Source organism: Rhodanobacter sp. GW835-FHT13D09 (assembly GCF_058793995.1).
Window position 1 is genome coordinate 180,375 of sequence record NZ_JBXAGL010000001.1, and the last position, 13,704, is coordinate 194,078.

15 protein-coding genes and 1 tRNA gene are annotated in these 13,704 nt (G+C 68.5%); 9 read left to right on the plus strand and 7 right to left on the minus strand.

The features are described 5' to 3' along the window. Position 1 precedes the first annotated feature (1 nt). From AC1Q5A_RS00925 to AC1Q5A_RS00955, 7 genes are read left to right on the plus strand one after another with little or no spacing between them, the layout of a single operon-like run. Positions 2-1,297, plus strand: a complete 1,296-nt coding sequence (locus AC1Q5A_RS00925) for an NAD(P)/FAD-dependent oxidoreductase (protein ID WP_492697331.1) — start codon at positions 2-4, stop codon at positions 1,295-1,297. Next, positions 1,294-2,076 carry a DUF1365 domain-containing protein gene (locus AC1Q5A_RS00930; protein WP_492697333.1) on the plus strand — a complete coding sequence of 261 codons (783 nt, stop codon included), beginning with the start codon at positions 1,294-1,296 and terminating at the stop codon, positions 2,074-2,076. The genes AC1Q5A_RS00925 and AC1Q5A_RS00930 overlap by 4 nt, the downstream gene beginning before the upstream one ends. 22 nt (positions 2,077-2,098) lie before the next feature. Next, positions 2,099-3,391: a class I SAM-dependent methyltransferase gene (locus tag AC1Q5A_RS00935; RefSeq protein WP_492697335.1), complete on the plus strand. Its 1,293-nt coding sequence runs from the start codon at positions 2,099-2,101 to the stop codon at positions 3,389-3,391. Beyond that, the gene (locus AC1Q5A_RS00940) at positions 3,388-3,939 is read left to right on the plus strand and encodes a DUF2878 domain-containing protein (protein ID WP_492697337.1); all 552 of its coding nucleotides are present in this window, start codon (positions 3,388-3,390) and stop codon (positions 3,937-3,939) included. Before AC1Q5A_RS00935 ends, AC1Q5A_RS00940 begins: the two co-directional genes overlap by 4 nt. Then, positions 3,936-4,718 carry a DUF1295 domain-containing protein gene (locus AC1Q5A_RS00945; RefSeq protein WP_492697339.1) on the plus strand — a complete coding sequence of 261 codons (783 nt, stop codon included), beginning with the start codon at positions 3,936-3,938 and terminating at the stop codon, positions 4,716-4,718. Before AC1Q5A_RS00940 ends, AC1Q5A_RS00945 begins: the two co-directional genes overlap by 4 nt. Further along, positions 4,715-5,791, plus strand: a complete 1,077-nt coding sequence (locus tag AC1Q5A_RS00950; protein WP_492697341.1) for an SAM-dependent methyltransferase — start codon at positions 4,715-4,717, stop codon at positions 5,789-5,791. Before AC1Q5A_RS00945 ends, AC1Q5A_RS00950 begins: the two co-directional genes overlap by 4 nt. Positions 5,792-5,822: 31 nt before the next feature. Further along, positions 5,823-6,368, plus strand: a complete 546-nt coding sequence (locus AC1Q5A_RS00955) for a lipocalin family protein (RefSeq protein WP_492697343.1) — start codon at positions 5,823-5,825, stop codon at positions 6,366-6,368. Positions 6,369-6,373: 5 nt separating this feature from the next. Here the strand turns inward: AC1Q5A_RS00955 and dapE are convergent, their stop codons facing one another. The 5 genes from dapE to dapD are packed head-to-tail and all read right to left on the minus strand — an operon-like array spanning position 6,374 to position 10,482. Beyond that, positions 6,374-7,513 carry a succinyl-diaminopimelate desuccinylase gene (gene dapE, locus AC1Q5A_RS00960; RefSeq protein ID WP_492697345.1) on the minus strand — a complete coding sequence of 380 codons (1,140 nt, stop codon included), beginning with the start codon at positions 7,511-7,513 and terminating at the stop codon, positions 6,374-6,376. 37 nt (positions 7,514-7,550) lie between these two features. Continuing rightward, a complete protein-coding gene (locus AC1Q5A_RS00965; RefSeq protein ID WP_492697347.1) occupies positions 7,551-8,612 on the minus strand; it encodes a VIT1/CCC1 transporter family protein in 1,062 nt (353 codons plus the stop codon). Further along, positions 8,605-9,120, minus strand: coding sequence for a DUF2165 family protein (locus AC1Q5A_RS00970; protein ID WP_492697349.1), 516 nt, complete (start codon positions 9,118-9,120; stop codon positions 8,605-8,607). Before AC1Q5A_RS00970 ends, AC1Q5A_RS00965 begins: the two co-directional genes overlap by 8 nt. Positions 9,121-9,127: 7 nt before the next feature. Next, complete coding sequence (locus AC1Q5A_RS00975; protein ID WP_492697351.1) at positions 9,128-9,484, minus strand: Spx/MgsR family RNA polymerase-binding regulatory protein; 357 nt, start codon at positions 9,482-9,484, stop codon at positions 9,128-9,130. After that, positions 9,481-10,482 carry a 2,3,4,5-tetrahydropyridine-2,6-dicarboxylate N-succinyltransferase gene (dapD, locus tag AC1Q5A_RS00980; RefSeq protein ID WP_492697352.1) on the minus strand — a complete coding sequence of 334 codons (1,002 nt, stop codon included), beginning with the start codon at positions 10,480-10,482 and terminating at the stop codon, positions 9,481-9,483. Before dapD ends, AC1Q5A_RS00975 begins: the two co-directional genes overlap by 4 nt. A 90-nt stretch (positions 10,483-10,572) precedes the next feature. On the opposite strand from dapD, the gene AC1Q5A_RS00985 reads away from it, so the two are divergent. Together AC1Q5A_RS00985 and AC1Q5A_RS00990 are read left to right on the plus strand one after the other, a co-directional pair. Beyond that, complete coding sequence (locus AC1Q5A_RS00985) at positions 10,573-10,854, plus strand: hypothetical protein (RefSeq protein ID WP_492697354.1); 282 nt, start codon at positions 10,573-10,575, stop codon at positions 10,852-10,854. An 89-nt stretch (positions 10,855-10,943) separates the two neighbouring features. Then, positions 10,944-11,261 (plus strand): hypothetical protein, encoded by a 318-nt coding sequence (locus AC1Q5A_RS00990; protein WP_492697356.1) that lies wholly within the window; start codon positions 10,944-10,946, stop codon positions 11,259-11,261. A gap of 204 nt (positions 11,262-11,465) precedes the next feature. Here AC1Q5A_RS00990 and AC1Q5A_RS00995 read toward each other — a convergent pair. Continuing rightward, positions 11,466-11,540, minus strand: a tRNA-Val gene (locus AC1Q5A_RS00995). A gap of 94 nt (positions 11,541-11,634) precedes the next feature. Beyond that, entirely contained in the window at positions 11,635-13,659 is a 2,025-nt protein-coding gene (gene uvrB, locus AC1Q5A_RS01000) for an excinuclease ABC subunit UvrB (RefSeq protein ID WP_492697358.1), read from the minus strand. Positions 13,660-13,704: the final 45 nt, after the last annotated feature.

A 13,704-nucleotide genomic window follows, 5' to 3' on the forward strand; every position in this document is an offset into this window, starting at 1 on the left:
CATGCGCATCGCCGTCGTGGGATCGGGCATTGCGGGGCTGGCGTCGGCGTGGCTGTTGTCGCGCCAGCATGAAGTGACGCTGTTCGAGGCAGCCGGCTATTTCGGCGGCCACACGCATACGCACGAAGTGGAGCAGCAGGGTCGCCGCTACCGCATCGACAGCGGCTTCATCGTGCACAACCCGAGCCACTATCCGCTGCTGACGCGGATGTTCGAGCAGCTGGGCGTGCACTCGCAGCCGACGACCATGAGCTTCTCGCTGCACAACGAAGCCAGTGGGCTGGAATACAACGCGACCACGCTGGATACGTTGTTCTGCCAGCGGCGCAACCTGCTCTCGCCGCGCTTCATCGGCATGGTGCGCGACCTGGCGCGCTTCTACCGCGAGGCGCCGGCGCTGCTGCACGCGACGGGGCCGGGACCGACCCTGGGCGACTATCTCGCCGCGCATGGCTATGGTGCCGCCTTCCGTGAGGAGCATCTGGTGCCGATGGCGTCGGCGCTGTGGTCGTCGCCGGCCAGCCGGATCCTCGGCTTTCCCGCGCGCTACCTGGTGCAGTTCATGGCCAACCACCAGATGCTGCAGGTCAGCGGGCGCCCGCAGTGGCGCGTGGTCAAGGGCGGCTCGTCGACCTATGTGGAGGCGCTGCGCGCGCGCTGGCCGGTGCGCGAACGGCTTGCCTGCCCGGTGCGCTCGGTACGCCGTCACGCCGGCGGCGTGGAGGTCCACAGTGCCGCCGGCGCGGAACATTTCGATCACCTCGTGCTGGCCTGCCACAGCGACCAGGCGCTCGCCCTGCTGGCCGACGCGGACGAGCGCGAGCACGCGATCCTCGGCGCGATGCCTTACCAGACCAACGACACCGTGCTGCACACCGACGCCCGCGTGCTGCCGGTGCGACGCAAGGCATGGGCGGCATGGAACGCGTGGCTGCCGCGCGACCCCGACGCGGCATGCACGGTCAGCTACTGCATGAACCTGCTGCAGGGCATCGCATCGCCGGAACCTTTCGTGGTCACGCTCAATCGCAGCGACGCCATCGACCCGGAAAAAGTGCTGGCGCGCATGCAGTACCACCATCCGGTCTACAGCCATGCCTCGGTCGCCGCGCAGTCGCGCAAGGCGGAGATCCAGGGCCGGCGCCACACCTGGTTCGCCGGCGCCTACTGGGGCTGGGGTTTCCACGAGGACGGCATGCGCAGCGCGGCGGAAATCGCCGCCGCCTTCGGCGTGCGCTGGCTCGAAGGCAGGAGCCCGGCGCCGGAGGCGCCGCGCGCCGAGGAGTTGGCGGCGTGAACGCCAGGGCCGGCCATGCGGCGCCGCTGGCCAGCGCGGTGTATGAAGGCGTGGTGCGCCATCGCCGGCTGGCACCGCATCCGCACGCGTTCAATTACCGGATGGCCCAGCTCTATCTCGATCTGGACGAACTGGATCGGGTGTTCGGGCAGCGCTGGCTGTGGTCGACGGAGCACGCGAATGTCGCGCGGTTCCGGCGCGGTGACTATCTCGGCCCGGTAGACAGGCCGCTGGCCGACGCCGTGCGCCAGCGCGTGGAGCAGGCCATCGGCTGGCGCCCGGCGGGACCGATCCGCCTGCTCACCCACCTGCGTTATTTCGGCTTCGTGTTCAACCCGGTCAGCTTCTACTACTGCTTCGCCGCCGATGGCATGACGCTCGAGTGCGTGGTCGCCGAGATCACCAACACGCCGTGGAAGGAACGCCACGCCTACGTGCTGCCGACCGGGACCGCGCACAGGCACGGACGCGCAATGCACTGGACGTTCGCCAAGACCTTCCACGTCTCGCCGTTCATGCCGATGGATCGCAGCTACGACTGGGGCTTCACCGTGCCGGGCGACCACCTGCACGTGCACATGGACGTGCTGCGTGACGGCCGGCGCGAATTCGACGCCAGCCTCAACCTGCAGCGCCGGCCGTTGAACGGCGCGTCGCTGGCCCGTGTGCTGTGGCGCTACCCGCTGATGACGGCGCAGGTCGTCGGCGCCATCCACTGGCAGGCGCTGCGGCTGTGGCTGAAGCGCAACCCGATCCACGACCACCCCGCCCTTCTCTGAAACCGCCGCACCGAGGTTTGCAATGAACGAGATTGCCAAGACCGCCACGTACGACAGCAACCGCCCGGCTGCGCTCGACCGCTTCCTGCGCCGGCAGCTGTTCGACCAGCTGGGCCGGTTGCGCCACGGCCGCGTGCTGCTGACCGACGACGGCGAGCAGCGGGAGTTCGGCGAGCCCGCGGCCAGCCATGCGGAGCTGCAGGTCCGCATGGAGATCCTCGACCCGGCGTTCTACCGCGCCGTGACGATGAACGGCAGCGTGGGCGCGGGCGAGGCGTACATGGACGGCCTGTGGCGCTGCGACAACCTGGTGGCGCTGATGCAACTGCTGCTGCGCAATCGCGACCTGCTCGACGGCATGGAAACCGGCCTGGCCCGGCTCGGCGGCATCGCGCTGCGCTGCTGGCATGCGCTGCGCCGGAACACGCGCGACGGCAGTCGCCGCAACATCGCCGCGCACTACGATCTCGGCAACGATTTCTTCAGCCTGTTCCTGTCGCCGGACCTGATGTACTCCTCGGCGCTCTGGGCCGATCCGGCCGACACGCTGGAAGACGCCTCCACCCGCAAGCTCGAATGCATCTGCCGCAAGCTCGATCTCAAGCCCGCCGACCGCGTGGTCGAGATCGGCACCGGCTGGGGCGGCTTCGCGCTGTACGCGGCGCGGCACTACGGCTGCCACGTCACCACCACCACGATCTCGCGCGAGCAGCACGCGCTGGCCAGCGAACGGGTCGCCGCCGCCGGCATGGGCGATCGCGTGACCCTGCTGCTGGAAGATTACCGCGACCTCCGCGGCCAGTACGACAAGCTGGTCTCGATCGAGATGGTCGAGGCGATCGGCGCGCCGTATCTGGACGTCTATTTCGGCCAGCTCGGTGCGCTGCTGAAACCCGACGGGCTGGCCCTGCTGCAGGCGATCACGATCGAGGACCACCGCTACCGGCAGGCACTGAACTCGGTCGATTTCATCAAGCGGCACGTGTTCCCGGGCAGTTTCATCCCCTCGATCCACGCACTGCTGGCGGCGAAGACCCGCTCCAGCGACCTCGCACTGATCGGGCTGGAGGATTTCGGCGCCTCGTACGCGCTGACCCTGAAGGCCTGGCGCGGGCGTTTCATGGCAAAGCTGGCGCAGGTGCGTGCGCAGGGTTTCGACGAGCGCTTCATCCGCATGTGGGAGTTCTATCTCGCGTATTGCGAAGGCGGCTTCCGCGAACGTTCGATCGGCGTGTCGCACCTGCTGCTGGCCAGGCCCGGCCATCGCCCGGCGACGGCGCTGCCGGCGGCTCCGGCAACCGGCCTCTCTGCGTGAAATTCTGGACCAGCCTCCTCGGTTACCAGCTGGTCTGGTTTGCTGCGGTGATCGGCGCCAGCCACCGCCTGGCATGGCCGGGAGTTGCGGGCATGCTGCTCTACGCCAGCAGCCAGCTGCTGCTGGCGCGCCAGTACCGGGTCGACCTCACGCTGATGGCCACCGCGCTCATGTTCGGCTTCATGCTGGATGGCGGGCTGATGCGCGCGGGCGTACTCAGCTACGCAGCGGCAGGGCCGGCTCCGGCGATTGCGCCGGTATGGATCCTCGCCTTGTGGATGACTTTCGCGCTGACCCTCAGCCAGTCGCTTGCCTGGTTGCAGACGCGGCTGGGGCTGGCCGCCCTGCTGGGCCTGGTCGGCGGCCCGCTGGCCTACCTCGGCGCCGCGCGCGGCTGGCACGTGGTGGACTTCGCCGAACCCGCCTGGCGCGGGCTGCTCGGCCTCGGCGTCGGCTGGGCAGCGGCGGTGCCGGCGCTGGCCTGGCTGGCCCGACGCATGCGCGTGGACCTGCCGCGACCGGATGCCCTGCGAGGTCATGCCCGATGAATTTCTGGCTGCAGATAGCCGGCCTGTGGCTGCTGGCCGGGGTGATGATGAGCCTCGGCTGGCGGTGGCAGCGCCGACGCCGCAACGCCGGCATCGTCGACGTGCTGTGGGCCTGCGGCGTCGGCGGCGCCGCGGTGTGCTTCGCCCTCTTTGGTGATGGCGCGATCGCGCCACGGGCGATCCTGGCCGTGCTCGGCGGCAGCTGGGGCTGGCGCCTGGCCACGCATCTGTGGACGCGCGTGCGCGGTGAGCCGGAGGATGGGCGCTACCAGAACCTGCGCGCGCACTGGCGGGGCAGCCAGTGGAGGTTCTTCGCGTTCTTCCAGTTCCAGGCGGCGTTGATCGTGCTGTTCGCGCTGCCGTTCGCGGCGGTCGCGCGCAACCCCGGCACCTCCCTTCCATGGATCGCATTGGCTGTCGCGATCTGGCTGGTCGGCGTGGCTGGCGAAACCATTGCCGACCGCCAGCTCGCGCGCTTCCGCGCCAATCCGGCCAACCACGGCCTTACCTGCCGCGACGGGCTGTGGCGCTACTCGCGCCACCCGAATTATTTCTTCGAGTGGATCCACTGGTTCGCCTATGTCTGCCTTGCCCTGGGCTCGCCGATCGCATGGCTGGCCTGGGCCGGCCCGCTGGTGATGTACGTGTTCCTGCGCTGGATCAGCGGCATTCCGTACACCGAGACGCAGGCACTGCGCAGCCGTGGCGACGACTACCGCGCCTATCAACGCAGCACCTCGATGCTGATTCCCTGGTTTCCGAAAAGGAGCGATCCATGAACATTTCCGCCGCCATCTCCGACTTGCCGGAGCCGCCCGCCAGCGGCCTGCTCGGCCTGGCCGAACGCGGCTGCATTCCCGATGCGCTGCTGCGCCAGGGCATCCGCCGCCTGTGCGCGCAGCGCCTGCGCGAGGAAATGGCCGGCAGCCTCGATGAGCAGGCTGCGCGCTTCGCCGAACGGATCGACATGCTGCGGCACAGCCCGGTGGCGATCCACACCGATGCCGCCAACGCCCAGCACTATGAACTGCCGCCCGCGTTCTTCGAACTGTGCCTCGGCCACCGCCTGAAGTACTCCGGCTGCTACTACCCGCGTGGCGACAAATCGCTCGACGAAGCCGAAGACGCCATGCTGGACCTGTACGGCGAACGCGCCGAGCTTGCCGATGGCCAGCGCATCCTCGAACTCGGCTGCGGCTGGGGCTCGCTCACGCTGTGGATGGCCGAGCGCTACCCGAACGCGCAGATCGTCGCCGTGTCCAACTCGAAGCAGCAACGGGAGTACATCGAGGCGACGTGCCGGCAGCGCGGCCTGTCCAACGTGCGCGTGATCACCCGCGACGTGAACCGGCTGGAGCTGGAAGTCGCGCAATTCGACCGCTGCGTCTCGGTGGAAATGTTCGAGCACATGCGCAACTACGAGATCCTGCTCGGCCGCATCGCCAGCTGGCTGAAGCCCGGCGGCAAGCTGTTCGTGCACATCTTCGCGCACCGGACGCTGATGTACCCGTTCGAGACCGACGGCGCGGACAACTGGATGGGCCGGCACTTCTTCACCGGCGGCCTGATGCCGGCGTCGGACACCCTGCTGTGGTTCCAGCGCGACCTGCGGATCGAGCAGCGCTGGCACGTGGACGGCACGCACTACCAGCGCAGCGCCAACCACTGGCTGGCGAACCAGGATGCGCACAGGGAGCAGGTGCTGGCCGTGCTCGCCGCGGCCTACGGTCGCCAGGCCGCGCCGCTGTGGTTCCAGCGCTGGCGCATGTTCTGGATGTCGTGCGCCGAGCTGTTCGGCTATGCCGGCGGCCAGCAATGGCTGGTGGCGCACTACCGCTTCGTGCGGCCCTGAGCCGCGCATCCTTCGACCACCCGGAGCCCACATGTCCCCGTCCCGAATCCTGCTGATGGCGCTTGGCCTGCTCGTCGCCGGCCACGCCGCCCGTGCCGCCGAACCGCCGATTGCACCGGTGGCGCACGTCGACCTGCCCCGTTTCATGGGCAGGTGGTACGTGATCGCCACCATCCCCACCCGCTTCGAGAAGAACGCGTACGACCCGGTGGAGACCTATACGCTGCAGCCGGACGGCAGCGTCTACACCGAGTTCCATTTCCGCGACGGCGGCTTCGGCGAACCTCTCAGGGCGATCCATTCCACCGGCTTCGTGAAGCCGGGCAGCGGCAATGCGGTATGGGGCGTGCAGCTGTTCTGGCCGCTGAAGGCGCAGTACATCGTCGCCTACCTGAAGGACGACTACAGCCAGACCATCGTTGCCCGCGATGCCCGCGACTACACCTGGATCATGGCGCGCACGCCGACCGTGTCGGCAGCCGACTACGACGCGCTGGTCGCGCGCGTGGTGCGGATGGGCTATCCGGCCGCGAAGATCCGCAAGGCGCCGCAGCAGTCGCCGGCCGCCACCGACTGAGGCAGTCAGGCCGCGGCCAGCAGCCGCTCGCAGATGGCGCGGTACAGCTGCGGCAACCGCTCCAGCTCGTCGAGCGACACGCACTCGTCGACCTTGTGGATGGTCGCATTGACCGGGCCGAGCTCGACCACCTCGGCACCGAGCGGCGCGATGAAGCGGCCGTCGGAGGTGCCGCCGCCGGTGCTCTGTTCGGGATCGAGGCCGCACAGCTCGCGGCACACCGCCACCACGGTTTCGCGCAGGAGGCCGCCGGGCGGGGTGAGGAAGGGTTCGCCGGACAGGTTCCAGTCCAGTGCGTAGTCCAGGCCGTGGCGTTGCAGGATCGCCTCGGTGCGCGCGCGCAGATCCTCCGCGCGGCTGGCGGTGCAGTAGCGGAAGTTGATGAGCGCGGCGAGCTCGCCGGGAATCACGTTGTTCGCGCCGGTACCCGCATTGAGGTTGGAGACCTGGAACGAGGTGGGCGGGAAATCGCCGTTGCCCTCGCCCCAGCGCTCGGCCGCCAGCTCGGCCAGCGCAGGAGCGAACGCGTGGATCGGATTCAGCGCCTTTTCCGGATAGGCCACGTGGCCCTGTATGCCACGCACGACGAGCGTGCCGGACAGCGAGCCGCGACGTCCCACCCGAATCAGGTCGCCCAGCCGCTCCTTCGCCGACGGCTCGCCCACCACGCACCAGTCGATACGCTCGCCGCGCGCACGGAAAAGCTCGGCCACCCTGCGCACGCCGTCGAGGTTGGTCGGGCCCTCCTCGTCGCTGGTCAGCAACAGGCCGATCCGGCCGCGATGGTCCGGATGCGCCGCCACGAACTGCTCCAGCGCCACCACCATCGCCGCCACCGAGCCTTTCATGTCGGCGGCGCCGCGGCCGTATAGACGGCCATCCCTGACAGCTGGCTCGAACGGCGGGCTTTGCCACGCGGCTTCCGGACCGCTCGGCACCACGTCGGTATGGCCGAGGAAGACCAGCGTGGGACCGCCCGCGCCGTGCGTGGCCCACAGGTTGTCCACCTCGCCGTAGCGAAGGTGCTCGACGGCAAAGCCGGCACGCGCCAGCCGCCCGCCGATCAGCGGCAGGCAGCCGGCATCCTCGGGCGTCACCGAGCGGCGGCGGATCAGGTCACGGGCGAGTTCGAGGGCGTCGGACATGGGGACTCGGGATGCGGCGGTGGCCCAGCATATCAAGCTAGCCCAGCACCACGCCCAGCAGGTGGCCCACCATGTAGGTGATCGCGGCTGCAGCGGTGGTGATGGCGAACTGGCGCGTGATCGAGAACAGCATGCCGCGACCGGTGAACAGCGCGGTGCCGATGCCGATCAGGGCCAGCCCGGCGGCGGTCGAACATACGCTGCCCAGCAGGGCGGCGTGGCCGCCGAGGAAAAAATACGGCGCCACCGGAAACAGCGCGCCAAAAGCGAACAGGCAGAACGAGGAGATCGCCGCGCTCCAGGCCGAGCCACCCAGTTCGCCCGGATCGACGCCCAGATCCTCGCGCACCAGCATGTCCAGCGCCGCGCGCGGCGTCTCGACGATGTGTTCGGCCAGGTGTTCGGCGGCGTCCGGTTCCAACCCCTTGTCGCGATAGATGCCGGCGATGTGCGCGAGGCCGTCTTCGGGCGACACCGCCAGCCGCTCGGCGCGTTCGGTGATCTGCGCCTGGTAGAACTCGCGCGAACTGTTCACCGACAGCCACTCGCCCAGCGCCATCGAACAGGCGCCGGCGACCAGGCCGGCCAGACCGGCCAGCAGCACCGCGCGATCGCCCGAGGCGGCGCCGGCCATGCCCATCACCAGGCTGACGTTGGAGACCAGCCCGTCGTTCGCACCCAGCACCGCGGCGCGCAGGGTATTGCCGCTCCGGGTGCGATGGCGGTAACCGTTTGCGGCAACCTGCGGCGGCGGCACGAAATGATCGCGATGGCCGCTGCGATCGACCGGCGTGGCGCCGTGGTCGGCATGCTCCAGCCGCACCACGGTCGGCATCACGAACTCGGTACCGAAACGCTGTGCGAGCCAGGCCAGAGCGCGCACGCGCAAGCCGACCCGTGGTGGCGGCACGCGCTCGCCCAGTTCGTTCAGGCGCGCCTCCCAGAACTGCGCATTGGCCTGTTCGCCGGCGGCGATGCGGCGGTAGGCGTGACCCAGCCGTGCATCGACGGCCAGCTCGGCCAGCCGCGCGTACAACACGGCGTTGTCGCGTTCGATGCGCAGGTTGCCGCGGAAGCGCCGTGCCCGGTGGTCATTCATCGCCGCGTCCCTGTGCGCAATCGTCAAGTTCGTCTTCACGCTGGCCGAGATGGACCAGCGCGACCAGCAGCACCATCACGAAGCGGAACGCACTGGCCAGGCCGTTCCACTGCGTGGACATCCACATGCCGAACCATTCGCCGCCGATCGCCATGAAGCCGCCCAGCCACAGCAATACGCCGAGCATGAGCCCCGCCACGGCGAGGCGCCTGGCGCGCTGGAACGTCGCCGCGGGTGTGCGGCGCGCGCGCCACATGCGCCAGGCGCCGACGCCGCACAGCACAGCGGCCAGCGTTTCGGTGGCGATGATCAGCACGTAGGCGGCGTGCTGCAGCAGCGGCGCGTGGATCGCGCGGTAGTGGATGGCGGCGTCGGGGAAGATCGAGTCCATCGCCAGCACGTGCTGCACGAAGGCGAGGTTGCTGCCGTAGTCGGTGAGGTTGCCGAACGCGACCAGCGCCAGCCACAGCGCGATCGTCGCCACCAGCACGATCTTCGAGAGTCGCACCGGCGGGTCAGCGCGCGAACAGCTTCTTGAAGCCGTTGTCGGTGAAGCCCACGCTCACCGCGCCATCGGGCTGCACCACCACCGGGCGGCGGATCAGCGCCGGATACTCCTTCAGCAGCAGGGTCCACTCCGGGTCGCTGCCGGGGTTCTTGCGTTGCGGCAGCAGGTTGCGCCAGGTGGTGGAGGACTTGTTGACCAGCTTCTCCCAGCCGCCGAGCCGCGCCGCCCAGTCCTTCAGCGTCGCCGCCAGCACCGGGTTGGCACGGTAGTCGACAAAGTCGTGCGCCACCTCGAAGCGGGCCAGCCAGTTGCGCGCCTTGCGGCAGGTATCGCAGGTGGGCAAGCCGTACAGCATGGGTTTCATTCGCCGCTCCGCAGCAACTCGTTGATGCTGGTCTTGCCGCGGGTCTTCTCGTCCACCTGCTTGACGATGATCGCCGCGTACAGGCTGTGGCTTCCATCCTTTGCCGGCAGGCTGCCGGCCACCACCACGCTGCCGGCGGGCACGCGGCCGTAACCGACCTCGCCGGTGGCGCGGTTGTAGATACGGGTGGACTGGCCCAGGAACACGCCCATGCCGATCACGCTGCCCTTCTCCACCACCACGCCCTCGACCACCTCGGAGCGCGCGCCGATGAAGCAGCCGTCCTCGATGATGGTGGGGTTGGCCTGCAGCGGCTCCAGCACGCCGCCGATGCCGACACCGCCGGACAGATGCACGCCCGCACCGATCTGCGCGCAGGAGCCGACCGTGGCCCAGGTATCGACCATCGTGCCCGCACCCACGTAAGCGCCGATATTGACGTAGCTCGGCATCAGCACCGCGTCCTTCGCGATGTGCGCGCCGCGGCGCACCAGCGCGCCGGGCACCACCCGCGCGCCCAGCCGCTGCAGTTCCGCATCGTTGCCGTGGGCGAAGCGCAGCGGCACCTTGTCGAACGCCTGCGCCGGGCCGCCGTCGACCACGTGGTTGTCGTTGATGCGGAAGTACAGCAGCACCGCCTTCTTGATCCACTGGTTCACCGTCCAGCCGCCGTGGCCGTCCGGCTCGGCGACGCGGCGCTCGCCGGATTCGAGCAGGTCGAGGACCTGGCCGATGGCCGGTCGCAGGTGGGTCTCGATCTCGGCCTGGGTGAGTGCGTTGCGGCGCTCGAAGGCGTCGTCGATCAGGGTTTCGATAGCTTGCATGGGGCTCGTTCGCTTGGGGTCGCCACCGGGTGCGGTGGCGGCCAGGAATACATGTCGCGGCGATGGTGGCCGCGACCGGGTCCGGCCATCGGCGATGGCAGGCCCTCCATTCTTCCACAGCCGGCCCGGAAGCCGCGAATCGGATCGTAGCCGGCCGGGCACGGAACGTGGCATTTCACCGCGTCAAGACGGGGGCTATGCCCATCATGCGCCACGGCCCGCCATGCGGTGCCCCTCCGTCCACCCGCCCCGGAGAATCGAGATATGCGCGAGCAGATCAACGAGGGTTCCATGGTTTTCGTCGCCGACGGCAGCGAAGGCATCGGCTCGGTCCGCGAGATCCGGCACGGGTTGCCCGAACTGCTGGTCTATATCGAAAACGCCGGCGACTTCGTGATACCGATGTCGGCCGTCAAGGCCGTCCACTCCGGCAAGGTCGTCCTCGATTTCGACCAGTTGGACCTGCGCCTGCGCAACGCCATCCGCCATGCGCGCGACTCGGAAGATCCGGACTATCTGTCGCCCGCTTCGACGGAGGACGAATAGGCCCCTGCATCCGCCTGCCCGTTGCCGGTGGCATGAACCGGGTTGCCGATACGATGGCCCCCCGGTTGTGGCGGCGGCGGCCTGCGGGCATGAACGACAAAGACAAGAGAAGACTGGACCGGCGACTCGACCGCCTGGAGCGGGAGCTGCCGAAGGGGAGCGGCCGCTGGATCCGCTGGCTGCGCTCGCCCCCGGCACGCCGGGTGCGCCTCCCTGCGGGGTTGTTGCTCGTCGTGGGAGGAGTGTTCAGCATCCTGCCGGTCCTCGGCTTGTGGATGCTGCCGCTCGGCCTGTTGCTGCTGGCCCAGGACCTGCCTTTCCTGCGCCGCCCGATGGGGCGGGCCCTGGTCTGGACGGAACGACGCTGGCGGCGCTGGAAACGCCGGCGTCAACGTGCGAACGGGTAGTCACCGGAGCATGCTGCCCAAGGATATGGCCATGCTCGGTCGCCGCCGCAGCCAACTGCTTCGATCCGAGGGAACCCGGCCAGGCTTCAACAGACAAAAAGTTCCGGCCGGAAATATCCCTGAATGGCGTCGGTCCGGGGTCAGCGGCCACCAGAAACAGAAACGGCGCCAAGCCCGAAAGCCGCGCCGTTGCTGGATTCAAGGTGGTGGGCGGTACAAGGATCGAACTTGTGACCCCTACCATGTCAAGGTAGTGCTCTACCGCTGAGCTAACCGCCCGCTTCGCGCCGATGTACCGGCTACGCGAGCCGCGCAGTATACGGGAGCCGCCGACGCTCGACAATATCCCGCGAGGGGCGACGCCGCCACCGGCTCAGCGCAGGGCCTGTTCGCGCAGCTGGTGGATCTGGTCGCGCAGACGGGCGGCATCCTCGAACTCGAGGTTCTGCGCGTGCTTGTACATCTGCGCCTCGAGTTTCCTGATCGCACCGGCCGCCTGCTGGGGACTGAGTCTGGCGTATTCGGCCGCTGGCTCGGCCACCGCGGCGCGACTGCGCGTCGAGGATTTGCCGCCGCGGCGGTTGCCCGCCTCGCTGCGCGCGCCTTCCATGATGTCGGCGATGCGCCGCACCACGGTTTTCGGGGTGATGCCATGCGCCTCGTTGAAGGCAACCTGCTTCTCGCGGCGGCGGGCGGTCTCGTCCATCGCCGCCTGCATCGAGCGGGTGACGTTGTCGGCATACAGGATCGCCTTGCCGCGCACGTTGCGTGCGGCGCGGCCGATGGTCTGGATCAACGAACCGGTGGAGCGCAGGAAGCCCTCCTTGTCGGCGTCGAGCACCGCCACCAGCGACACCTCGGGCATGTCCAGGCCTTCGCGCAGCAGGTTGATGCCGACCAGCACGTCGAACTCGCCCAGGCGCAGGTCGCGGATGATCTCGCTGCGTTCGACCGTCTCGATGTCCGAGTGCAGGTAGCGCACCCTCACGTCGTGCTCGGCCAGGTATTCGGTAAGGTTCTCGGCCATCCGCTTGGTCAGCGTGGTGACCAGCACGCGGTCGCCCATTGCCACGCGCTTGTGTACTTCGCTGAGCAGGTCGTCGACCTGGGTGCGCACCGGGCGCACTTCCACTTCGGGATCGATCAGGCCGGTCGGTCGCACCACCAGCTCGGTCACCGCATCGCCGGACTTGTGCAATTCGTAGTCGCGCGGCGTGGCGGAGACGTAGATCGCGCGCGGCACGCGCTCTTCCCATTCCTCGAAGCGCAGCGGCCGGTTGTCCATCGCCGACGGCAGGCGGAAGCCGAACTCGACCAGGGTTTCCTTGCGCGAGCGGTCGCCCTTGTACATCGCGCCGAGCTGCGGCACGGTGACGTGCGATTCGTCCACCACCAGCAGACCGTCGGCCGGCAGGTAGTCGAACAGCGTGGGCGGCGGCTCGCCCGGCGCGCGCCTCGTCAGGTGGCGCGAGTAGTTCTCGATGCCCTGGCAGTAGCCGACCTCGGCCATCATCTCCAGGTCGAAGCGGGTGCGCTGCTCCAGCCGCTGCGCCTCGACCAGCTTGTTTTCCTTGTAGAGATATTCCAGCCGTTCCTTCAGCTCGACCTTGATCGTCTCGATCGCGTTGAGCACGCTTTCGCGCGTGCTGGCGTAGTGCGTGCGCGGATAGACCGTATAGCGTGGCACCCTGCGCATCGTCTCGCCGGTGAGCGGGTCGAACAGCGCCAGGTTCTCCACCTCGCCGTCGAACAGCTCGATGCGCAGCGCCTCGGTTTCCGACTCGGCTGGAAACACGTCGATGACCTCGCCGCGCACGCGATAGGTGCCGCGGCGCAGCTCCATTTCATTGCGGGTGTACTGCAGCTCGGTCAGCTGGTGGATCAGCTTGCGCTGGTCGATCCGCTCGCCCTTGGCCAGGATCAGCCGCAGGCTCAGGTAGTCCTCGGGATTGCCCAGGCCGTAGATCGCAGAGACGGTGGCGACGATGATCGAATCCCGTCGCGACAGCAGCGCCTTGGTCGCCGACAGGCGCATCTGCTCGATGTGTTCGTTGATCGAGGCATCCTTCTCGATGAAGGTGTCCGAGGCCACCACGTAGGCTTCCGGCTGGTAGTAGTCGTAATAGCTGACGAAGTACTCCACCGCGTTGTGCGGAAAGAACTCCCTGAACTCGCCGTACAGCTGCGCCGCCAGCGTCTTGTTCGGCGCCATCACGATGGTCGGGCGCTGCACCCGCTCGATCACGTTGGCGATGGTGTAGGTCTTGCCCGAGCCGGTCACGCCGAGCAGGGTCTGCGCGGCCAGGCCGGCCTCGAAGCCCTCGGACAGGCACTGGATCGCCTGCGGCTGGTCGCCGGCGGGCTTGTAGGGGGCGTCGAGCTGGAAGCGGTCGGTCATCGGCTACAGGTGTGGGCGCGGCAGGTCATTTTAAATCGGACCTGC

Coding starts and splice junctions, on each gene's coding strand:
- AC1Q5A_RS00925 (WP_492697331.1), top strand. CDS start 2: ATGCGCATCGCCGTCGTGGGATCGGGCATTGCGGGGCTGGCGTCGGCG.
- AC1Q5A_RS00935 (WP_492697335.1), top strand. CDS start 2,099: ATGAACGAGATTGCCAAGACCGCCACGTACGACAGCAACCGCCCGGCT.
- AC1Q5A_RS00945 (WP_492697339.1), top strand. CDS start 3,936: ATGAATTTCTGGCTGCAGATAGCCGGCCTGTGGCTGCTGGCCGGGGTG.
- AC1Q5A_RS00950 (WP_492697341.1), top strand. CDS start 4,715: ATGAACATTTCCGCCGCCATCTCCGACTTGCCGGAGCCGCCCGCCAGC.
- AC1Q5A_RS00955 (WP_492697343.1), top strand. CDS start 5,823: ATGTCCCCGTCCCGAATCCTGCTGATGGCGCTTGGCCTGCTCGTCGCC.
- dapE (WP_492697345.1), bottom strand. CDS start 7,513: ATGTCCGACGCCCTCGAACTCGCCCGTGACCTGATCCGCCGCCGCTCG.
- AC1Q5A_RS00965 (WP_492697347.1), bottom strand. CDS start 8,612: ATGAATGACCACCGGGCACGGCGCTTCCGCGGCAACCTGCGCATCGAA.
- AC1Q5A_RS00975 (WP_492697351.1), bottom strand. CDS start 9,484: ATGAAACCCATGCTGTACGGCTTGCCCACCTGCGATACCTGCCGCAAG.
- dapD (WP_492697352.1), bottom strand. CDS start 10,482: ATGCCACGTTCCGTGCCCGGCCGGCTACGATCCGATTCGCGGCTTCCG.
- AC1Q5A_RS00985 (WP_492697354.1), top strand. CDS start 10,573: ATGCGCGAGCAGATCAACGAGGGTTCCATGGTTTTCGTCGCCGACGGC.
- AC1Q5A_RS00990 (WP_492697356.1), top strand. CDS start 10,944: ATGAACGACAAAGACAAGAGAAGACTGGACCGGCGACTCGACCGCCTG.
- uvrB (WP_492697358.1), bottom strand. CDS start 13,659: ATGACCGACCGCTTCCAGCTCGACGCCCCCTACAAGCCCGCCGGCGAC.